Source organism: Caulobacter sp. CCNWLW153, from assembly GCF_036889365.1.
Lineage (GTDB): Bacteria > Pseudomonadota > Alphaproteobacteria > Caulobacterales > Caulobacteraceae > Caulobacter > Caulobacter radicis.
This window is the reverse complement of sequence record NZ_JBAKFV010000001.1, coordinates 33,558-53,832: the sequence shown is the minus strand read 5'-3', so window position 1 is coordinate 53,832 and position 20,275 is coordinate 33,558. Positions and strand designations below refer to the sequence as shown.

Below are 20,275 nucleotides of genomic sequence, written 5' to 3'. Positions count from 1 at the left end.
GGCTTGGGGCGAAGACCAGCCGGCCCCCGCCCCTCGCATCCTCAGTTCTTCGTGCCGCCGAAGGCGGTGTCGTAGACGCTGTTGCCGCCGAAGGTGACCAGACCGGCCAGGGCCGCGGCGTTGGCGCCGAAGAACTTGCCGCTGACTTCGCCGCCCGAGGCCAGGGTGGAGGCCCCTTGCGTGGCCGTGGCGTTGGCCGTGGTGCTGGCGATGTTCAGGCCCGAGATGCCCACCGAGCCGATGTCGACCTTGTAGCCGGTCGAGGCGCTCTGGACGTAGCCGCCCAGCGTGCCGGCGGTGAAGTCGGCGTTGAAGGTCCCTTCCAGGATGCCGTTGGTGGCGTAGTCGCTGAGACCCTTCACCGTGTAGCTGGCCGTGCCCGAGCCGGCGGTCGCGCCGGTGTCGTCGCCGACGTAGTAGACGGTGTGGGTGCCGTCATTGGCGTTGGCGGTGTCGGACCACTCGCCGAACCAGAAGTCGCCGGTGCTGACCTTGGCGAAGTTGAACACGCCCATGCCGTTGTGGCTGCCCGGCGCGGTCGACGGATTGTTGATCGTGCTGACGCCGCCCGACGGCGGGGCCGAGGCCGCAAGGCCCTGGAAGTCGACATAGGCCGACAGGCCGATCGAGGCGACGGCCACGCCAGCCTTGCCGGCGGTGTGCGGACCCGCGTTGATCACGCTGGCGCCCACCTTCAGGTGGGTTTCGTCGGTGGACTCGCCGACGATGCCGGCATGGGCGACGCCGGTCAGGGCGGCGGCGGTGATGGAGGCCAGGATCAGCGTCTTGAAGGTCGAACGGGACATCTCGTCTTCTCCGATGCTTTGTTTGATGGACCTCTTTTGAGGCCCGGGCTCATCCAGCGGCGTCCGCCACGTCGGTAGGGAGCCGACGCGCCGAAAGCCGTGAATTGGGGGTCAGTAGCGGGCGGTCATGCTGAGCTTCAGCGTGCGCCCGGGGGCCGGCTGGGCCGTGCGGGTCAGGGGATCGGTGTAGTAGCGGTCGTTGAGATTGGTCCCGACCAGCTCGAACCGGACCTTCTCGTTGAGCTTGAAGTTGGCGTAGGCGTCGACCGTGACGATGTCGTCCCACAGGTAGGGCGTGTTCAGCGCCCAGCCGTCGACGCGGGTGGCGGTAGCGCCGCCGATGAAGCGATCGAGCTCGGGATTGTCGTAGCCGCTGTAGTAGACGCCGCGCACGCCCACCTCGAGCCGGCGCTCAAGGAAGCGGGCGCCGAGGTTGAGGTTGGCCGAGGTCTCGGGCGTGGCCTGGGTCAGCAGGTAGCCGCCGACGAAGCCGAAGTTCACGCAGTCGGGCACGATGCCGGTGTTGGGCGCCTTCAGGATCGCCTGCTGGCGGTCGCAGACCTTGTTCTTGAAGTTGTGGGCGGCGGAAAAGTCGGCGAACAGGCGGCCGTTGTCGTAGCGGGCCTGAAGCTCGATCCCCTCGATGATCTGCTTTTCCATGTTGGAAAGCTGCAACTGCGTGCCGCGCTCGATGACGTTGCTGGTGCGGTTGCGGAACCAGGTCAGCCTGACGTCGGCGCGCTGGCCTTCCGGCAGCGACAGCAGCGCCGACAGGTCGTGGATGTAGGCGACTTCCCAGGTGCGGGCGTGCTCGGGCTTCAGCGGCCGGGTCGGATCGATGGCGGCCGAGAAGCCGACCGTGCTCTCGAACAGACTGGGGAAGCGATAGGCCTCGGCGTAGCGGGCGTAGGCCCGGGCGTTGGGCGTGAAGTTGAAGGTGGCCGACACCGCCGGCGTCCAGCCGTCGCCCCGCTGGGTGCGGCTGACGGCGGTGACCGGCGCCTGGTTCAGCGAGGCCACGCAGTAGCCCGTGGCGTTGGCCACACTATTGAGGAAGCCGTTGACGCAGGGATTGGTGGCGCGCGTGAACTTGCCGGTGCTGTCGCGCTCCCAGGCGATGCGGTTGTTGACCGTGCGGCCGTTGACCAGGGTGCGGTAGAGCACCGAGCCGTCGGTGAAGACATAGTTGGTGAACACCACGCCCTTGGCCAGTTGCTCGGCCAGGAAGTCGTCAAAGGCCCAGTAGTGCGAATAGCGCGCGCCGGCGGTCAGAGTCAGCTCGCTGACCGGCCGCCATTCCAGGTTGGCGTGGACGTTGTATTCCTCGCGCCGGCCGGCCCGGGGGTACTGGCGCCAGCCGTCGAACGTGCCGCCCCAGACGTCGGGCGAGGTCAGCTTCTCGTGCTGCCAGTCGCCGGCGACCACCAGGTCGAGGGTCGGGGCCAGGCGCATCTTGTTGCTGGCCGACAGGCCGTAGCGGTCGTTCTTGGCGTTGGCGAGCGCGGTGTTCTTGATGATGGGGTTGGCGGCGTTCTGGGCCCAGTTGGGGAAGCCGCCGGCGCTGTAGGTGTGGCTGTTGGTGCGGGTCAGCCAAACGGATGTCTTCAGGTCGACCCAGCGGCCGCCGGGCTTGAGCCGGTAGTCGACGTTCCAGGCGGTGGCGTGGACCTCGCTGAGCGGCCACTGCACCTTGCCCATGCCGTTGTTGCCGACCGAGATGATCCGCGAGGGCATCACCTCGCCGTAGGTCGAGACCGTGTCGCGCACGCCGAACTTCAACTGCTGCGCATCGCTGATCTTCCAGACCAGCTTGCCCAGCCACGAACTCATCTCGCTGGAGGTGTTGGGGACCTCGTTGCCGGGCTGGTAGTTGAAGGCCAGGCGCTTGATCAGGTCCTGCGGGCCGGACGGCGTGGGCAGGCTGGTCTGACTATAGTAGTCGGCCTCGCTCTCGCCGGCGAAGTAGTTGCCGCGTTCGCGCCAGGCATAGGCGGCCAGCCATTCGAAGTCGTCGCTTCGGCCGGCGATGGCCAGGCGCGCGGCGCGGTCGCCCAGCGACAGGGTGTCGTTGTCGCCCGAGGTGCGCGGCGTCACCTGCACGTAGGGATCGTTGTAGGGACTGTTGGGAAAGCCCGTGGTTCCGGTCGAGCCGGGAAAGCCCGGCACGTTGCGGTAATCCTGGCCGGTCAGCAGGGTCGGCAGGCGCGGCTTGGTGGAGTTGTTGCCGCCCTCGATGCGCACCTCGGCGCCGTAGGCCTCGCCCTCGCGCAGGATGTCGCGCGGCGAGAGGGTGTCGATGACCACCGCCCCGCCGACGGAGGTATGGACGCCCGCCGTCAGGGACGGGCCTTTCAGCACCTGCACGCCGCCCACCAGGCTGGGATCGATGTAGCTTCGGTTGTTGGCGCCGTTGTAGCCGCGCCAGACGGTCAGGGCCTGTTCGCCGCCGTCGATGATCACCGGCACGCGGCCAGGGCCCTCGACGCCGCGAACGCTGGGGTCGAGCGCGCCGCTGTTGCGGGCGTCGCCGCTGAACACCCCGACCATGCCCTTGAGCACATCGGCCGGGCTGACGCCCTTGTAGCGCTCGACCTCGCTTTTGCCGGCATAGGTGGAAGCGCCGTCCAGGTCGTAGACGCCGTCATAGCCCAGGGCGTTGCGGACGCTCAGCGCTTCGCCGCCGCCGGCCGCGCCCTCGACCCGCAGGGCGTCGGTGACGACCGCCCCCTTGGCGCTGGGGGCGGCTTCAAGCGTGACAACGCCGGGGCGCACCTCACGCCAGGTGACGCCGCTGCCGGCCAGCAGGCGCGACAGGATCTCGCCCTGGCTGAAGCGGCCGCGCACGGCGGGCGCGCGGCGGCCATAAGGCGCTTCGACGGCGTAGACGATCTGGACCTTGGTCTGCAGCGAGAACTGGCTCAGCGCCTGGGGCAGCGGCTGGGCCGGGATGTCGACCGTGTAGGCGAAGGCTTCCTGGGCGGCGGCGGGCGGCGCGCCCAGGGCCAGCGGGCTGGCCGAGGCCAGGACCAGGCACAACGACAGCCGGCGGATACGGGGAAGCAGGCCGGAACGGATAGCAGGCGTCGTCATGTCTTCGGTCGGTCTCGTCTCGGGGGGCCGCTCATTATTGCGAGCGACACTCAATTGCATCTTATGATGGAGAGACGAAACCCAGCGACGAGATCCCCTAGCGACCTCGTCGATTTTTTTGCGGAGCCGTTACGAACTGGTCAGTAGAGCAGGACGAAACCACCCAGGCGCGCGGTGCGCAGGTCCAGCGAGGCGGCCAGGGCGTCGATGGCGGCGTCGGGTCGGGCGACGTCGAACACCCCCGATACCGGCCGGGCGGCCAGAGCCTGACCGCGGACGAACACCTTGCCCCGCTTGTAGCGACCGATCTCGTCGACCACCTCGGACAACGGTCGATGATAGACGACCAGGCGCCCCTGACGCCAGGCGTCGACCGCGGCCGGATCCTCCAGCGCCAGGGCCTTGGGCGTGGCGCCGTCGAGCCATGCCCCCTGGCCGGCCCGCAGCACGGCTGCGCCCTGCCCGCTCGCCGGCTCGACCCGCACCGCGCCGCGCAGGACGCTGACCCTGGCCTTGTCGCCCGCCAGGCGCACGTCGAAGGCCGTGCCCAGCACGCGGGCGCTGCCGGCCCGGCTCTCGACCACGAACGGCCGCGAGGGATCGTGGACCACGTCGAAGAACGCCTCGCCCTTGACCAGCCGCACGCGGCGGCCTTCGGGTCCGTAGCGGACGTCGAGCACCGCGCCGGTGTTCAGCGTCACGGCGCTGCCGTCGGCCAGCACCTGCCGGCGCACTTCGCCGATCTGGGCGACCAGACGGTTCGGATCGGCGGGCGCCAGGGTCTCGAGCGCGACGCCCGTTCCGAGCGCCAGCACCAGGCAGGCCGCGACGGCCGCCGGGATCTTCCACGTCCGGCGACGCGGAGCGGCGACAGCGGACGCGCCTCGCCGTCGTCGCGGCTGGAACGTCGCGTTGACTTCAGGCGCCGTGGCCGCGCCGATGAGCGAGAGAATGTGGTCGGCCTCGGCCGCGGCTTCGGTCCGGCCCGGCCCTGCGGCCAGCCAGGCGGCGTGCTCGGCAGCGTCGGCCCCATCGCGCAGGCGCAGCGTCCGGCGCGCCGCCGCGTCGAACAGCGCCTCGTCCCCGCCCGTGCTTTTGTCCTTGTCGCTCATGTGGGCTTTTGGTCCTCCCGATGGACAGGACGAACCGGCGCCCGCGCTTCCCCTAGTCTCATCCATCGCCGCGCGCTTCCTTCAGCCGGCGACGGCAGTGGCTCATGGCCTTGGCCAGATGGTTCTCGACTGTGCGCGGCGAGATTCCCAGGCGATCGGCGACCTGCTGCATGGTCAGGTCGTGGCCGCGATAGAGCAGGATCACCTGCCGACACTTGTCGGGCAGTTCGGCGATGGCGGCGTGGACGATGGCGATCTCCTGGCGGCCGGCCAGCACCTGAAAGGCCGAGGGCGCGTCGCTGCCGGCGTCCAGCGGCAGCTCGCCCGGCGAGATCCGCCTGGCCTGGGCGGCCGCCTGCCGCTGGCGGTCGACCACGAGGTTGGCGATGATCCGGCGCAGGTAGCTGAGCGGATTGCGCACCGCCGCGCCGTCGAAGCCCGGCGCGCGGGTCAGGTCCGACAGCTTGAGCCAAGCGTCCTGCATGACGTCGTCGGCCAGGCTGGCCGAGCGGGCCTTGCGGGCGGCGAAGCGGCGGAGGTCCTCGTAATGAGCCTCCAGCAAGCTGGTCAGGTCGGAAGCCGTTCCCCTCTGGCCAGATCGCATCACGCCACCTCGAATGAGAACGATTCTCATTACCGCGCCATGATCTAGCGATCTCGCCGCCGCCCGTCAAAGGCGACCGCTCGGTCTAGGGCAGCGGAACGCCTCGGCTGGCGGTCAGGATGGCGTACCACTGGGCCCGGGTCATGTGGACGTGCAGAGCGTCGGCGGCGGCCTTGATACGCTCGGGCGTCTGGGAGCCGACGATGGGGATCGGCCGCGACGGATGAGCCATGATCCAGGCCAGGGCCACGGCGGCGCGGTCGACGTGCTGCGGACGGGCCACGGCGTCGAGGGCGTCGATCACCGCCCGCCCTCGATCGTCGATGCCCTCGCCCGTCAGGCGCCCGCCGCCCAGAGGCGACCAGGCCAGCACGGCCATGTCGCGCTCCAGCGCCTGGTCGAGCACGCCGTCCGACAGCGGCTCAATGGCCAGCGGCGAGAACTCCGGCTGGATGCTGGCCAGCGGGAACGGCAGGTGCGCCTGCAGGGCCGCGACCTGGCTGGGCAGATAGTTGGAGACGCCCACGGCGTCGATCTTGCCCTGCTCGAGCAGCTTGACCAGCGCTCCGGCCACCTCGGCGGGATGGGCCAGCACGTCGGGGCGGTGGATCTGGTAGAGGTCGATCTTCTCGACGCCCAGGCGCTGCAGCGAGGCCTCGCAGGCGGCGACCAGATAGTCGGCGCTGGAGTTGTAGGGCACGCCCAGGACGATGCCGCCCTTGGAGGCCAGGACGAACTTCTCGCGCAGGTGCGGGGCGTCGTGCAGCACCTTGCCCAGCAGCACCTCGGCCGAGCCGAAGCCGTAGGGCGTGTCGGCGCCGTAGATGTCGGCGGTGTCGAGCAGGGTGATGCCGCTCTCCAGCGCCGTCTCGACCAGGTGGCGGGCGTCGGCGACGGACTCGCCCTTGAAGCGCCACATGCCCCAGGCCAGCGGCGACACGGAAAGGCCGCTCTTGCCCAGCGGACGGTTTTCGTGGGGCTTGCGGTCGTCGAGCATGGAAAGCGCACTCTCGGTTCGGAAAGGACGCCGAGATGACCGGTGAGCGGCCTCGAGCGCAAGCTTTACCGACGGCAATATCCAGCATGAGAACACCGCGTTGGTCGGCGCGGCCCGGCGGCGGCTAGCGTCGAGCCGCCTTCACGAACGCGCCGAGGGGCCCGGCGCGCGGCGAGGCGCCCTCCCCGACCAACGACAAGAAAGACGACGCCATGCTTCGCCCCATCCTCCTGGCCACGGCCGCGGCCCTGGCCCTGACCAGCGCCGCTCCGGCCCTCGCCGCCGATCTCGACGCCGCCGCCATCCACGCCCGCACGCTCGTGCTCGACAGCCACGTGGACGTGCCGGCCGACCTGGGCGTCGGCGCGCACGAGGCCGCCGTCGACGGCGACAGCCAGGTCGACCTGCCCAAGCTGGAGCGCGGCGGTGTCGATGCGGCCGTGCTGGCCGTGTTCGTCGCGCAAGGGCCGCGCACCCCGGAAGGCTACGCCCAGGCCCGCAAGGAGGCCGACGCCAAGCTGGCCGCCATCCGCGGCGTCGCCGAGCGCCATCCCGACCGCGCCGCGCTGGCCCTGAAGGCCGACGACGTCGAGGCCGCCGCCAAGGCCGGCAAGCGGGCGATCGTGATCGGTTTCCTCAACGCCTATCCGTTCGGCGAGGACCTTAAGCCGCTCGACGCCTATTACGCCGCCGGCGTGCGCAGTTTCGGCTTCGTCCATGCAGGCGCCAACGCCTTCGCCGACTCCTCGCGGCCCAGCGGCGGGGCCAAGGCCGAATGGGGCGGCCTGTCTCCCCTGGGCAAGCAGGCGGTGGGCCGGCTCAACGACCTGGGCGTGATCATCGACGTCTCGCAGCTGACGCCCGACGGCGTGAAGCAGGTGCTGGCGATCAGCCGCGCGCCGGTAGTCGCCAGCCACTCTGGCGTCCAGGGGATCGTCGACAACCCGCGCAACCTGTCGGACGCCGAGCTCAACGCCATCGCCGCCAAGGGCGGGGTCGTGCAGATCGTCGCTTTCGGACCCTATCTGGTGCGGCTGACCGACGAGCTTCGGCCGAAGGTGGCCGCGCTGCGCGTCCAGTACGGCCTGCCCGCCGCCTTCAGCCGCGCCGCCGACGGGAGCGAGGCGCTGTCGCCCGACAAGCGCAAGGACTACAGCCACGCCGTCACCGCCCTGCTGCCCAAGGCGACGGTCAAGGACCTGGTCGACTCCGTCGACTACGCGGTGGGGCGCGTGGGGGTCGAGCACGTGGGGCTGTCGTCGGACTTCAACCACGGCGGCGGGGTGGTCGGCTGGGCCAACGAGGGCGAGGCCGGCAACGTCACCGCCGAGCTGGTGGCGCGCGGCTATTCCGAGGCCGACATCGGCAAGCTGTGGGGCGGCAACTATCTGCGCGTCTTCCGCGCCGTGGAGCAGAGCTCAAAGCACTGACCAGCATGAAGAAAGCCCGCCAGGCCTCTGACCTGGCGGGATTTTTGTCATTCAGCCGCGACGCGCAGACCTTCCGAGGCGGCCAGGGCCTGGTCGAGGTCGGCCAGGATGTCGTCGATGTGCTCCAGGCCGATGGAAAGGCGCACATAGCCTTCGGAGACGCCCGTGGCGGCCTGGTCCTCGGCGCTGAGCTGGGAGTGGGTGGTCGAGGCCGGATGGATGGCCAGGCTGCGCGCGTCGCCGATATTGGCCACGTGGTAGAACAGTTGCAGGCTGTCGATGAACCGCTTGCCGGCCTCGCGCCCGCCGGCCAGTTCGAAGCCGACCAGGCCGCCGTAGCCGCCCGACAGGTAGCGGTCGGCCCGTTCGCGGCGCAGGCCGTCCTGGGCGGTGGGGTAGATCACCTGGATCACCTCCGGGCGCTTGGCCAGGAAGTCGACCACGCCTTGCGCGTTCTGCGAATGGCGGGCGATGCGTAGCGGCAGGGTCTCCAGCCCTTGCAGGATCTGGAAGGCGTTGAACGGCGACAGGGCCGCGCCCAGGTCGCGCAGCAGCACCGTGCGGGCCCGCAGGATATAGGCGATGGGCCCCAAGGGCTTGGCCGCCTGCGCCCAGACCGCGCCGTGATAGCTGGGGTCGGGGATGTTGAGCAGCGGCTGGCGCTCGGGATGGGCCTCCCAGTCGAAATTGCCGCCGTCGATGATGACGCCGCCGATCGAGGTGCCGTGGCCGCCGATATACTTGGTGGTCGAATAGACGACGATCGCCGCGCCGTGCTCCAGCGGCCGCGCCAGCAGGGGCGCGGCGGTGTTGTCGACGATCAGCGGGATGCCATGCGCGCGGCCGATGGCGGCGACCTCGGCGATCGGGAAGACCGTCAGCTTCGGATTGGGCAGGGTCTCGGCGTAGTAGGCGCGCGTGCGCTCGTCGGTGGCGCGGGCGAAAGCCTGGGGGTCCTCGGGATCGACGAAGCGGACCTCGATCCCCTGGTCGCGCAGGGTGTTGGCGAACAGGTTCCAGGTGCCGCCGTAGAGGTCGGTGGAGCTGACGATGTTGTCGCCGGCCCGGGCCAGGTTCTGGATCGCGAAGGCCGAAGCCGCCTGCCCCGACGCCACCGCCAGGGCGGCCGCCCCGCCCTCGAGCGCGGCCAGGCGCTGCTCCAGGATGTCGATCGTGGGGTTGCCGATGCGGGTGTAGATGTTGCCCAGCTGTCGCAGGGCGAAGAGATCGGCCGCGTGCTCGGCGCTTTGGAACTGGTAGGACGTGGTCTGGTAGATCGGCGGCGCCACTGCGCCCGTTGTCGGATCGGCCCGCCAGCCGGCGTGCAGGGCCAGGGTCTCGGGATGGAGCTTGCGGTCGGACATCGGCTTCTCCTGAAGCTTTTTACGTCGATGTCGAAAACCTGACCCGGACCGCCCTCCTCCGCACGACCGATATTCTCGCCGCGCGGGCAGAAAAACTCACCCCAGGATTGCGCGGCCGAGCTCGAGCGAGCCCGGCCGCCTTCAGTCCTAGTTCTGGCGCTCGACCTGGGAGACGTCGCGCACCGCGCCGCGGGCGGCGTTGGTGGTCATCGCCGCGTAGGCGCGCAGGGCCGGCGAGACCTCGCGCTTGCGGTCCTTGGGCTTCCAGGCGTCCTTGCCGCGGGCCAGTTGGGCGGCGTGACGCTCGGCCAGCACCGCGTCGGAGACTTCCAGGTTGATGCCGCGGTTGGGGATGTCGATCAGGATGCTGTCGCCGGTCTCGACCAGGGCGATCAGGCCGCCCTCGCCGGCTTCCGGCGAGACGTGGCCGATCGACAGGCCCGAGGTGCCGCCCGAGAAGCGGCCGTCGGTGATCAGGGCGCAGGCAGCCCCCAGCCCCTTCGATTTCAGGTAGGTGGTCGGGTACAGCATCTCCTGCATGCCCGGGCCGCCCTTGGGGCCTTCGTAGCGGATGACGACGACCTCGCCAGCCGTGACCTTGCCGCCCAGGATGCCGCTGACGGCGTCTTCCTGGCTCTCGAACACGCGGGCCGTGCCGCGGAAGGTCAGGATCGACTCGTCGACCCCGGCGGTCTTCACGATGCAGCCTTCCGGCGCCAGGTTGCCGAACAGGACGGCCAGGCCCCCGTCCTTGGAGAACGGGTGCTCGACCGAGCGGATGACGCCCTTCTCGCGGTCCAGGTCCAGCTCTTCCCAGCGCGCCGCCTGGCTGAAGGCGATCTGGGTCGGCTTGCCGCCCGGGGCGGCGCGGAAGAACTCCTGGGCCGTGCCGCTGTTGGTGCGACCGATGTCCCAACGTGCCAGGGACTCGGCCATGGTGGCGGCGTGGACTGTGGGTTGGCTGACGTCGATCAGGCCGCCCTTCTCCAGCTCGCCCAGGATGGCGGGCACGCCGCCGGCGCGGTGGACGTCTTCCATGTGCACGTCGGCCTTGGCGGGCGCGACCTTCGACAGACAGGGCACGCGGCGCGACAGGCGATCGATGTCGGCCATCGAGAACTCGACGCCGCCCTCGCTGGCGGCGGCCAGGAGGTGCAGCACGGTGTTGGTCGAACCGCCCATGGCGATGTCGAGGCTCATGGCGTTCTCGAACGCCTCACGCGTGGCGATGCCGCGCGGCAGGGCCGTGACGTCTTCCTGCTCGTACCAGCGCTGGCACAGATCGACGATCAGACGGCCGGCTTCCTTGAAAAGGGCCTCGCGATCGGCGTGGGTGGCCAGGACCGAGCCGTTGCCGGGCAGCGACAGGCCCAGCGCCTCGGTCAGGCAGTTCATCGAGTTGGCGGTGAACATGCCCGAGCACGAGCCGCAGGTCGGGCACGCGGCCTTCTCGATCGCCTCGACTTCCTCGTCGGTATATTTGTCGTCGGCGGCGACGACCATGGCGTCGACCAGATCCAGCGAGCGGATCGCGCCCTTGATCTGCACCTTGCCGGCCTCCATCGGACCGCCCGAGACGAAGACGACGGGGATGTTGAGGCGCATGGCGGCCATCAGCATGCCGGGCGTGATCTTGTCGCAGTTGGAGATGCAGACGATCGCGTCGGCGCAGTGGGCGTTGACCATGTACTCGACCGCGTCGGCGATCAGTTCGCGGCTGGGCAGCGAATACAGCATGCCGCCGTGGCCCATGGCGATGCCGTCGTCCACGGCGATGGTGTTGAATTCCTTGGCCACGCCCCCGGCGGCCTCGATCTCGCGGGCGACCAGCTGGCCCAGGTCCTTCAGGTGCACGTGGCCCGGGACGAACTGGGTGAAGCTGTTGGCCACGGCGATGATCGGCTTGCCGAAGTCGCTGTCCTTCATGCCGGTGGCGCGCCACAGGCCGCGGGCGCCGGCCATGTTGCGACCGTGGGTGGAGGTGCGTGAGCGATAGGGAGGCATGGGAAAATCTCAGTGTCGGCTGTGGGGTTATTACCGCCGCTGACCGCGCGAGCAAAATATATTAAAAGGCGATCATTAGGTCGCACGAGATATCAAATGGACGTCCGGCAGTTCCGCCATTTCGCCGCCGTGGCCGAGACCCTGCACTTTGGCCGGGCGGCCGAACGGCTGCGCATGACCCAGCCGCCGCTGAGCCAGTCGATCATGGCGCTGGAGAAGGAACTGGGCGCGGCGCTGTTCGTGCGCACCAAGCGCAACGTGAGACTGACGCCTTTGGGCGAGCAGTGGCTGCCGCAGGTGCAGGAGGCGCTGGCGGCGCTGGACGCCCTGCCCGGCGCGGCGCGGCGCATGCGGGACGGCCAAAGCGGGTATCTGGCGCTGTCGTTCGTCAGCACCGCCGACTACAGCGTCCTGCCCTCGCTGGTGCGGCGCTACTCCCAGGCCTATCCGGAGGTGGAGATCCGATTGTTCGAGGCGACCAGCGACGTGCAGTTGCCGGCGCTGGTCGAAGGCGAGCGGCACGCGGGGATCATCATCCCGCCAACCGATCAGCCCCTGCCCCCTGCCCTCGCCTATCGCCGGCTGCTGCGCGAGCCGCTGGTGGCGGCCGTGCCCAGCGCCTGGATCGACGAGGGACGTATCGCCAGCGACGCGGTGCTGTCGGCGGAGGAACTGCTGGCCTCGCCGCTGATCCTGTTTCCCAAGCATGTGGCGCCCAACTTCCACGACCTGGTCACCGGCCACTACCGCTTGCTGGGCGGCGAGGCGCGCATCGCCCAGGAAGCCATCCAGATGCAGACGATCATCAGCCTGGTGTCGAGCGACCTTGGCGTCGCGCTCGTTCCCGCCTCGCTGCGCAACCTGGCGCGCACGGGCGTCACCTATGTGCCGCTGGCCGGGACCGCCCCCGAGCTGGAGACGGGCCTGGCCTGGCGGAAAGGCGAGATCAGCCCGACCCTGGCCAACTTCCTGAAGCTGACCGAGCCAGGCTGATCGCTGGCAGTCCTTAGAACTTCGCGCGGACGCCGAAGAAGTAGCGCGAGCCGAAGGTCTCGTTGCCGATCTGGCGAGCGTCGGCATTGTATTCCTGACGCACTTCGTCGGTCAGGTTCACGCCCTCGACGAACACGGTGATGTTGTCGTTGACGTTGTAGCTGGCCGAGACGTCGAGCGTGCCGAAAGCCTTGTTGAACTCCGGCAGGTTGCCGCGCCCCGTCGGGGTGATCAGCCAGTCGCCACGCCAGTTGTAGGAGGCGCGGGCGCTGAACTTGTCGTCCTCGTAGTAGAGCGAGACGTTGTAGCTCTTACGCGACAGCCCCGGGAACGGCAGGAGCTCGTTGGTCAGGCGGTTCGTGCCCTTGAAGCCCTTGTCCTTCTGGTAGGTGAAGTTGGCCAGGACGCCCAGGCCGTTGAACGGACCGGGCAGGAAGTCGAAGGCGTACTGACCGCCGACTTCCAGGCCGTCGATCGTCACCTCGTCGGTGCCGTTGATCGGACGGTTGATGGCGTAGGTCTGGCCGTCGATCACCTCGGGCGTCGTCTGGTTGATGATGAACGACGAGATCTCCTTGCGGAAATAGGTCGCCGACACGAAGCTCTCGCGGTTGAAGTACCATTCCAGGCCCGCGTCGTAGGCGGTGGCCTCGAACGGCTGCAGGTCGGGATTGCCGCGCGATCCGGTGAAGCCGATCTGGTCGATGCTGCGGCGCAGGGCCAGCTGGGCCGGCGCGGCGCGGGCCATTACCTTGCTGACCGCGGCCCGGCCGACCAGCTTGCCGGGAATGAACTCGGCGCGCAGGTTCAGCGACGGCAGGGTCTTGGTGTAGCCGCCCTCCTGCTCGCCCGGCACGAAGTTGACGATCGGGTTGGCCGTCGTCCCGGCCTGGACGCGGTTGTAGCCAGTCGACAGCGTCTCGGTGTCGACCACGCGCACGCCCAGCGTGCCGCTGATCGGCACCCGCAGTTCGTGGAACTCGAAGTTCGCCTGCACATAGGCGCTGCGGGTCTTTTCCTCGACCGACCAGGTATCGAGGAAGGCCTGGTAGGTGCCGGGATCACCGTAGCGTGCGGCAGTGTTGGCGTTGGGGTTGACGGCGTAGACGTCGTCGTTGCGGCCGGCCACGGCAAGGGTCGCCGCATAGGTGGCCATGGTGTTGTCGTTCCATTGGCGGATGCCGCCGGAATAGCCCAGGTCGCCGGTCTTGAAGAACGGCACGCTTTGGACCGTCGAATTGATGTTGATGATGTCCTCGAGCGTCGCGCACGAGGTGGCCACCGCACCAATGGCGCCGGAGCTGCTGTCTCCCTGACAGTTCAGACGCGTCGTGCGCTGATAGAGGATCTGGTCGGTCTCGAACTGACGCGCCTGAACGCCGGCCTTGATCGAGGTCAGCCACGAACCTTCCGGCTTGTAGGTGATGTTGAACTGCTGGGCCGTCTCTTCGGAGGTATTGTTGCGCGGGTTGAACAGCGCGTCGATCCTCTTGACGCCCTGGCCGGTGGTGACGTCCAGCCCCGGGAACGACATGTTGGGCGCGCCCTTGCCGCCCTTGTAGTCGATAACCGCGCGCGGCACGCCAAAGATCGTCGCCGTCGAGTTGATCTCGTTGTTCTGGACCTCGGCGTTCGAGTAGTCGAAGCGGGCGTCGAACACCCACTTGTCGAGCTTCCATTCGCCGCCGACGGCCGTGGTGTACTGGGTCCGCTCAAGGTTGCCGAGGATGTTGCGATAGGCCAGGTCGATCGGCAGGCCGGCCGCGCTGACCAGTTCGATGTGGTTGACCGTGTTGTCGGCGCCCAGGGTGGTCTTGCTGTAGTCGATGGCGCCGCTGCTGCCCGACAGTTGCAGGAACGAGCTGTTCACCTGCTCGGTGGCCGTGGCGTAGGTGGCGTCGAAATAGGCCTTGAAATTGTCGGTAGGACGCCACTCGACCACGGTGCTCAGCGCCTTGCGCTCGGTCTCCCGACGGTCGACGATGTAGCGCGGGATGTCCGGGATGAAGTCCAGCTTGCCGTCGCCATTGACGTCGGAGCTGCGGCCCGGAAGCGAGTTGACGCCGGTCGGCGTCGGCGCCCGGTCGAGCCAGCCGGTGGTGCGGGCGTTGTTGCTGTTGAGGTGACGGTTCTCCCAGGTGCCCGACAGCAGGACGCCCAGGGTGTCGTTGAAGAAGGTGCGGCTGCCGATCAGGGCGAACTTGGGATCGTATTCCTTGGCGAGGTTCGAATAGACGCCCTGCACCGAGCCGGCGACGAAGGGCTTCTTGCTGTCGAACGGACGACGGGTGATGACCCGCACAGTGCCGCCGATGCCGCCTTCGGCCATGTCGGCCGTCGGCGACTTGACCACGTCCAGGCGCGAGACGAACTCGACAGGAATGTCGCGGAAATCGACGGCGCGGTCGCCGCCGCCCACGGTCAGCGACAGGGCCGACGAGCCGTTGATCTCGACGCGGTTGAGGCTGGGATCGGCGCCGCGGATGCTGACGCCGCGGCCTTCGCCGTCCTGGCGGCTGATCTGCACGCCCGTCACCCGTTGCAGGGCTTCGGAGAGGTTCTTGTCGGGGAAATCGCCGATGTCCTCGGCCGAGATGCTGTCGACCACTTGCAGCGAGTTGCGCTTGACGTCCATGGCGCTGCGCAGCGAGGCGCGGATGCCGGTGACGACGACTTCCTCGACGGCGTCGGGCTCGACGGTCTGGCCGGTGGCGGGCGCGGCCTGGGCGTGGGCGATGGCGGGGGCCGAAAGCAGGACGGCCGCGACGGCGAGGCGCGAGGCGCTGGAGCGCAGGTGCGCGCTGATGGTGGTCTTCATGTTTCCTCTCCAGTTGCGACTTGTCGTTGCTCAGGGCCATCGGATGACGCCAAGGTCGACAAATTTCATATTATGGGATTAGTTCCCTATAGTCGGGACGATAACCGCGAAATCATGCGCATGTCGAGCGCCACACAGTGTTTCACGGAAGAAATGCCCACCACCGTGTCCTTGCAGCGACGCTCGGCCCGGTTCGTTGACAAAGCCCCGCTCGGTCGCGATGATCCCATTAATTAGAAAATCATTCTGATATATGGGAGTTGACGCCAATGAATCCGCTTTTAGGCGTTTTCTTCCACTGGCTGGGCGGCCTGGCCTCGGCGAGCTTCTACGTGCCCTTCCGCGGCGTGCGGCGCTGGTCGTGGGAGATCTACTGGCTGACCGGGGGCGTGTTCTCCTGGCTCTTGGCGCCCTGGTTCTTCGCTTCCCTCCAGACACGCGACCTGCTGGGCGTGATGGGCCAGGTCCCTCCGCACATCGCCGGCCTCTGCGTCCTGTTCGGTGTACTGTGGGGCTTCGGCGGCCTGACCTACGGCCTGACCATGCGGTATCTGGGCCTGTCGCTGGGCATGGCCGTGGTGCTGGGCCTGTGCACCGTGTTCGGCACCCTTATTCCGCCGCTGGTGCGCGGGACCTTCGCCGACGCCCTGCTGAGCTCGACCTCCGGACGGATCATCCTGCTGGGCCTCCTGATGACGGTGGCCGGCATCGTCGTGGTGGCCTGGGCCGGCGCCAAGAAGGACGGCGACCTATCGCCCGAGGAAAAGCGCGCGGCCGTCGCCGAGTTCGATTTCCGCAAGGGCCTGGCCGTGGCGATCTTCTCCGGGATCATGTCGGCCTGCTTCGCCTTCGGCCTGGCGGCGGGCGAACCGATCAAGGCGATCTCGGCCGCCGCCGGCACCGGCCCGCTGTGGACCGGCCTGCCGGTGCTGTGTCTGGTGATGTTCGGCGGCCTGATCACCAACGGTGTCTGGTGCGCCTTCCTGATCGCCAAGAACCGCAGCGCCGGACAGTGGATCGGCCGCGCCTCCAGCGGCAAGGAATCGGCCGACAAGCCGCCGCTGCTGGCCAACTACCTGCTCAGCGCCCTGGCGGGCGTGGCCTGGTACTTCCAGTTCTTCTTCTACACCATGGGCGAGAGCCAGATGGGCAAGTTCGGCTTCTCCAGCTGGACCCTGCACATGGCCAGCATCATCATCTTCGGCACCCTGTGGGGCTTCGCCTTCAAGGAGTGGAAGGACGCCCGCCCCGCCGTGCGCAACATGGTCTGGACCGGCGTGGCCCTGCTGGTCGGCGCCACCGTTGTGATCGGCTACGGCAACATGCTGGGGGCGTAAGACCCCCTTCCCTCACGGCTCGATTGGCCCTCACGTCTCGATGGGCAGGAACGGCTTGGTGTTGGGGTAGATCAACTCGACCGGCGGCTCGCCCTCGCCCGGCTTCTTCATGCCGTAACCGTTCACCGGCTGCGAGCGGTTGATCCAGGCGGTGTAATAGAGGTGGTCCGAGCGGGGGTCGTCCGTATTCGGATGCAGCAGGATCGTCAGGCCCAGGCTGTTGAGCTGCAGCCACGGCAGGATCACGTGCAGCAGGTCGTTGGTGAAGCCGAAGTAGAAAGACGGCGTCACGTGCGGCCCGCGCGGGGTCAGGTTCCAGTCGCCCAGCTCGACGACGAAACGCTCCGACACCCAGCGGCGCAGCAGGGCGGCCTTCTGCGAGGTGTCCTCGTCGAAATAGACGTGGGCGTGATAGCTCTTGATGTCGGTATAGGCGCGCGGACGCTGCGGCAACGGCGCCTCGCCGGGCCGGATCGAGACCGGCTGCGGCGTGGCCTGCTTCCAGGTGTCGTAGCCCCAGGGGCTCTTGCCGCCAGCCGGCGCGCGCGGCTGGCGCGCGGGCGGCGGAACCTGCGAGGCCTCCTGCGCCTTGCCGGCGCCGGGCGCGGCCAGACCCGCCGCGGCGGCCGCAACGCCGCCAGCCAGCAGCAGGTTTCGGCGCTGGATCTCGGGCTCGTCGTGCGTGGCGGCGCGGGCGGAGGGGGTCGGGTCGGTCATCGGGAAACTCGTACGGACGAAGCTTGGCTTGCGGCCCATCAGGCCTCTCCCCGACCATCGTCACAATTCAGATCAATTCAATAGGAATTCAGAAAAGCTGACGGTTGCTTGACCCGACTTGCCGTTACGCACGAGTTTGCGCCCGCCCGTTCGACCACCTCTCCAGGACCGCCCGTGCCAGTCAGCTTCCCCTTCCCCGCTACAACGCCGACGACTTTCCCTCGGGAGACGGGTGCGTGACGAGGCTGAGGCGTCGCGGTCTGGCCTCGATCAATTCCGAGGTCCGCGACGGCATCCTGCCCGCCGCCGACGGCGTCACTCGCGCGCCCGGCCCGCCCGAGCAGGATCTCGCCAAACGGCCGCCCTATCGCCTGGTCGCCGTCATCATCGCCTGCGCGCTGTTCATGGAGCAGATGGACGCTACGGTGCTGGCCACGGCCCTGCCGACCATGGCCCGCGACTTCGGCGTGCCGGCCACCAGCCTGAGCTCGGCCCTCACCGCATACCTGCTGGCCCTGGCGATCTTCATTCCCGCCAGCGGACGCCTGGCCGACCGCTTCGGCTCCAAGACCGTGTTCCGCCTGGCCATCGCCGTCTTCGTCGGCGGATCGGTGCTGTGCGGACAGGCGACCAGCCTGCCGTTCCTGATCTTCGCCCGTTTCCTGCAAGGCGTGGGCGGGGCGATGATGATCCCGATCGGTCGGCTGGTGCTGCTGCGCTCGGTGGCCAAGCAGGACATGGTCTCGGCGATGTCGTGGCTGATCATCCCGGCGCTGATCGGCCCGATCCTGGGCCCGCCGATCGGCGGCTTCATCGTCACCTACCTGGACTGGCGCTGGATCTTCTATCTCAACATCCCGATCGGGGTGCTGGGGATCGTGCTGGTCACCCTGTTCATCGACGAGGTGCGCGGCGAGACGCCGGTGCGGGCCGATCCCGTCGGCTTCCTGCTGTCGGGCGTGTCGCTGGGCTGCCTGCTGTTCGGCTTCGAGATGACCAGCCGCGACGGCGAGCTGCCCATGGCCCTGGCGCTGATCGCCGTCGGCCTGGTCGCGGGCGGCCTCTACCTGCGTCATGCAAAGCGCCGCGCCGACCCGATCCTGGACCTGTCGCTGATGGCCGTGCCGTCCTTCAGATTATCGGTGATCGGCGGCTCGCTGACCCGCATTACCCAGGGCGCCCAGCCGTTCCTTCTGCCGCTGATGCTGCAACTGGGGTTCGGCATGACCGCGGCGGCCAGCGGCACGATCACCATCGCCGGCGCCATCGGTTCATTGGCGATGAAGAGCCTGGCCCCGCGCATCCTGCGCCGGTTCGGCTTTCGCAACAGCATGATCGTCGGGGGCCTCGCGGCCAGCGCCGGCTATGCGGTCTGCGGCCTGTTCAGGCCCGGTTGGCCGACCTGGCTGATCTTCCTGACCCTGATGATCAGCGGGTTCTGCATGTCGTTCCAGTTCACCGCCTACAACACCATCGCCTATGACGAGATCCCGCCCGAGCGGATGAGCGCGGCGACCAGCTTCTACGCCACCTTCCAGCAGCTGATGCTGTCGCTGGGAGTGTGCGCCGGCGCCCTGGCGCTTCATGTCGGCATGCTGGCGGGCGGCCATTCGGGGCCGAGGCTGGCCGACTTCACCCTGGCCTTCCTGATCGTCACGGCGATCTCGGCCTCGGCGACGATCTGGAACCGAAGATTCGCGGCGGACGCCGGCGCCGACCTGTCGGGCCGGCGCCGGGACCAGGACTAGCCGCAGGCCTGGCAGGCGGTCTCGGACTGCCGGCGGGCCTCGCCGCGACGCACGGCCAGCACCAGTATCACCCCGGCCAGGGCTGCGGTGACGGCGTAGCCCGGGGCGCTGAGCGGGCCCAGGCGATCGACCAGCAGGCCGCCCAGCACCGCGCCCAGAGCGATGGCCACCTGGAAGGTCGAGGTCAGGAGGCCGCCGGCCAGTTCGGCCTGGTCGGTCGCCGCCGAGGTCGCCCAGGCCTGAAAGCCGACGGGCAGCATGGCGAAGGCGAAGCCCCACAGGGTCAGCGCCAGGGCGGCGACCCAGCCGACGCTGCCCAGGGCGACGATCGCCGTGGCGGCGACGGCGATCAGGCCCGCGCCGCCCAGGATCGACAGGCGCGGGTCCCTGCCGACCAGCGCCCCTCCGGCCAGGTTGCCGAAGAAGCCGGCGACGCCGAAGGCCAGCAGGCTAAGCGAGATCGCCGCGACGTCGAGGCCGGAGACCTGCTCCAACACCGGGCGCACATAGGTGAAGCCGGCGAAGTGGCCCGAGATCACCAGCAGCACGCCGACCAGGGCGGCGGCCACCGCAGGACGTCGCGCCACCTCGACCAGGCCTCCCAGGCGCGGAACGGAGGTCGGGGTCAGGCGCGGCAGGGTCAAGGCTTGCGCGGCCAGCGCCGCCAGGCCGACGATCCCGGCGATGACGAACGCCGCCCGCCAGCCCAGGGTGTCGCTGACATAGGCCCCGACCGGCGCGGCCGAGACCGTGGCGATCGACACACCGGCGAAGATCAGCGACATCGCCTTGGGGATCGCCGCCTTGGGCACCAGCCGCATGCCCAGGGCCGCGGCCATCGACCAGAAGCCGCCCAGGGCCGCGCCCAGCAGCACCCGGGCGACCAGCAGCACCGGCAGGTTGGCGGCGAAGATGGTCAGCAGGTTCGATACCGCCAGCACCACCATCAGGCCCAGCATCACCAGGCGCCGGTCGAACCGGCCGGTCAGCACCGGCGTCAGGGGCGCGGCGAAGGCGCCGACCACGGCCGTGGCCGTCACCGCCTGTCCCGCCGCTCCGACGCTGACCCCGAGGTCGGCGGCCAGGGGCGTCAGCACGCTGGCGGGCAGGAACTCCGACGTCACCAGGGCGAACACCCCCATCGTCAGGGCGATGACGCCGGACCACAGGGCGGGCGGCTCGGCCTCCGTCGCCACGTCCACGTCGTCGACGCGCTCGGCCAATACTGAACTCTGCATGCTACCCTCCACCGCGA

Annotated in this window: 14 protein-coding genes; 4 read left to right on the top strand and 10 right to left on the bottom strand. The window is 68.9% G+C overall.

Features of this window, described 5'->3' with window-relative positions:
- Positions 1-41 precede the first annotated feature (41 nt).
- The 5 genes from V6S85_RS00190 to V6S85_RS00170 form a co-directional block, all read right to left on the bottom strand.
- The gene (locus V6S85_RS00190) at positions 42-806 is read right to left on the bottom strand and encodes a Slam-dependent surface lipoprotein (RefSeq protein ID WP_334347565.1); all 765 of its coding nucleotides are present in this window, start codon (positions 804-806) and stop codon (positions 42-44) included.
- A 111-nt stretch (positions 807-917) separates the two neighbouring features.
- Positions 918-3,896: a TonB-dependent receptor gene (locus V6S85_RS00185; protein ID WP_334347564.1), complete on the bottom strand. Its 2,979-nt coding sequence runs from the start codon at positions 3,894-3,896 to the stop codon at positions 918-920.
- A gap of 140 nt (positions 3,897-4,036) precedes the next feature.
- The gene (locus tag V6S85_RS00180) at positions 4,037-5,008 is read right to left on the bottom strand and encodes a FecR family protein (protein ID WP_334347563.1); all 972 of its coding nucleotides are present in this window, start codon (positions 5,006-5,008) and stop codon (positions 4,037-4,039) included.
- A 58-nt stretch (positions 5,009-5,066) separates the two neighbouring features.
- Positions 5,067-5,612, bottom strand: coding sequence for an RNA polymerase sigma factor (locus V6S85_RS00175; RefSeq protein WP_334347562.1), 546 nt, complete (start codon positions 5,610-5,612; stop codon positions 5,067-5,069).
- An 85-nt stretch (positions 5,613-5,697) separates the two neighbouring features.
- Positions 5,698-6,609, bottom strand: coding sequence for an aldo/keto reductase (locus V6S85_RS00170; protein WP_334347561.1), 912 nt, complete (start codon positions 6,607-6,609; stop codon positions 5,698-5,700).
- A gap of 212 nt (positions 6,610-6,821) precedes the next feature.
- On the opposite strand from V6S85_RS00170, the gene V6S85_RS00165 reads away from it, so the two are divergent.
- Entirely contained in the window at positions 6,822-8,039 is a 1,218-nt protein-coding gene (locus V6S85_RS00165) for a dipeptidase (protein ID WP_334347560.1), read from the top strand.
- 47 nt (positions 8,040-8,086) lie between these two features.
- Here V6S85_RS00165 and V6S85_RS00160 read toward each other — a convergent pair whose 3' ends face one another.
- Together V6S85_RS00160 and ilvD are read right to left on the bottom strand one after the other, a co-directional pair.
- Positions 8,087-9,403, bottom strand: a complete 1,317-nt coding sequence (locus tag V6S85_RS00160; protein ID WP_334347559.1) for an O-acetylhomoserine aminocarboxypropyltransferase/cysteine synthase family protein — start codon at positions 9,401-9,403, stop codon at positions 8,087-8,089.
- 147 nt (positions 9,404-9,550) lie between these two features.
- Positions 9,551-11,407, bottom strand: coding sequence for a dihydroxy-acid dehydratase (ilvD, locus tag V6S85_RS00155; protein ID WP_334347558.1), 1,857 nt, complete (start codon positions 11,405-11,407; stop codon positions 9,551-9,553).
- 96 nt (positions 11,408-11,503) lie between these two features.
- On the opposite strand from ilvD, the gene V6S85_RS00150 reads away from it, so the two are divergent.
- On the top strand, positions 11,504-12,400 hold the full coding sequence (locus V6S85_RS00150) for a LysR family transcriptional regulator (RefSeq protein WP_334347557.1): 897 nt from the start codon (positions 11,504-11,506) through the stop codon (positions 12,398-12,400).
- Between the two features lie 13 nt (positions 12,401-12,413).
- Here V6S85_RS00150 and V6S85_RS00145 read toward each other — a convergent pair whose 3' ends face one another.
- Positions 12,414-15,218, bottom strand: a complete 2,805-nt coding sequence (locus V6S85_RS00145) for a TonB-dependent receptor (protein ID WP_334347556.1) — start codon at positions 15,216-15,218, stop codon at positions 12,414-12,416.
- Positions 15,219-15,487: 269 nt separating this feature from the next.
- Between V6S85_RS00145 and rhaT the strand changes: the two genes are divergently transcribed.
- Complete coding sequence (rhaT, locus tag V6S85_RS00140) at positions 15,488-16,555, top strand: L-rhamnose/proton symporter RhaT (protein ID WP_334347555.1); 1,068 nt, start codon at positions 15,488-15,490, stop codon at positions 16,553-16,555.
- 30 nt (positions 16,556-16,585) lie between these two features.
- Here rhaT and V6S85_RS00135 read toward each other — a convergent pair whose 3' ends face one another.
- The gene (locus tag V6S85_RS00135) at positions 16,586-17,311 is read right to left on the bottom strand and encodes a DOPA 4,5-dioxygenase family protein (protein WP_334347554.1); all 726 of its coding nucleotides are present in this window, start codon (positions 17,309-17,311) and stop codon (positions 16,586-16,588) included.
- 197 nt (positions 17,312-17,508) lie between these two features.
- On the opposite strand from V6S85_RS00135, the gene V6S85_RS00130 reads away from it, so the two are divergent.
- Positions 17,509-19,020: a DHA2 family efflux MFS transporter permease subunit gene (locus V6S85_RS00130; RefSeq protein WP_334347553.1), complete on the top strand. Its 1,512-nt coding sequence runs from the start codon at positions 17,509-17,511 to the stop codon at positions 19,018-19,020.
- Here V6S85_RS00130 and V6S85_RS00125 read toward each other — a convergent pair.
- On the bottom strand, positions 19,017-20,258 hold the full coding sequence (locus tag V6S85_RS00125; RefSeq protein ID WP_334347552.1) for an MFS transporter: 1,242 nt from the start codon (positions 20,256-20,258) through the stop codon (positions 19,017-19,019). The two genes, V6S85_RS00130 and V6S85_RS00125, sit on opposite strands and share 4 nt — an antisense overlap.
- Positions 20,259-20,275 lie beyond the last annotated feature (17 nt).

Excerpts from the sequence above, each read along its gene's own strand:
- V6S85_RS00190 (WP_334347565.1), bottom strand. The coding sequence starts at position 806 with ATGTCCCGTTCGACCTTCAAGACGCTGATCCTGGCCTCCATCACCGCC.
- V6S85_RS00185 (WP_334347564.1), bottom strand. The coding sequence starts at position 3,896 with ATGACGACGCCTGCTATCCGTTCCGGCCTGCTTCCCCGTATCCGCCGG.
- V6S85_RS00180 (WP_334347563.1), bottom strand. The coding sequence starts at position 5,008 with ATGAGCGACAAGGACAAAAGCACGGGCGGGGACGAGGCGCTGTTCGAC.
- V6S85_RS00175 (WP_334347562.1), bottom strand. The coding sequence starts at position 5,612 with ATGCGATCTGGCCAGAGGGGAACGGCTTCCGACCTGACCAGCTTGCTG.
- V6S85_RS00170 (WP_334347561.1), bottom strand. The coding sequence starts at position 6,609 with ATGCTCGACGACCGCAAGCCCCACGAAAACCGTCCGCTGGGCAAGAGC.
- V6S85_RS00165 (WP_334347560.1), top strand. The coding sequence starts at position 6,822 with ATGCTTCGCCCCATCCTCCTGGCCACGGCCGCGGCCCTGGCCCTGACC.
- V6S85_RS00160 (WP_334347559.1), bottom strand. The coding sequence starts at position 9,403 with ATGTCCGACCGCAAGCTCCATCCCGAGACCCTGGCCCTGCACGCCGGC.
- ilvD (WP_334347558.1), bottom strand. The coding sequence starts at position 11,407 with ATGCCTCCCTATCGCTCACGCACCTCCACCCACGGTCGCAACATGGCC.
- V6S85_RS00150 (WP_334347557.1), top strand. The coding sequence starts at position 11,504 with ATGGACGTCCGGCAGTTCCGCCATTTCGCCGCCGTGGCCGAGACCCTG.
- V6S85_RS00145 (WP_334347556.1), bottom strand. The coding sequence starts at position 15,218 with ATGAAGACCACCATCAGCGCGCACCTGCGCTCCAGCGCCTCGCGCCTC.
- rhaT (WP_334347555.1), top strand. The coding sequence starts at position 15,488 with ATGAATCCGCTTTTAGGCGTTTTCTTCCACTGGCTGGGCGGCCTGGCC.
- V6S85_RS00135 (WP_334347554.1), bottom strand. The coding sequence starts at position 17,311 with ATGGGCCGCAAGCCAAGCTTCGTCCGTACGAGTTTCCCGATGACCGAC.
- V6S85_RS00125 (WP_334347552.1), bottom strand. The coding sequence starts at position 20,258 with ATGCAGAGTTCAGTATTGGCCGAGCGCGTCGACGACGTGGACGTGGCG.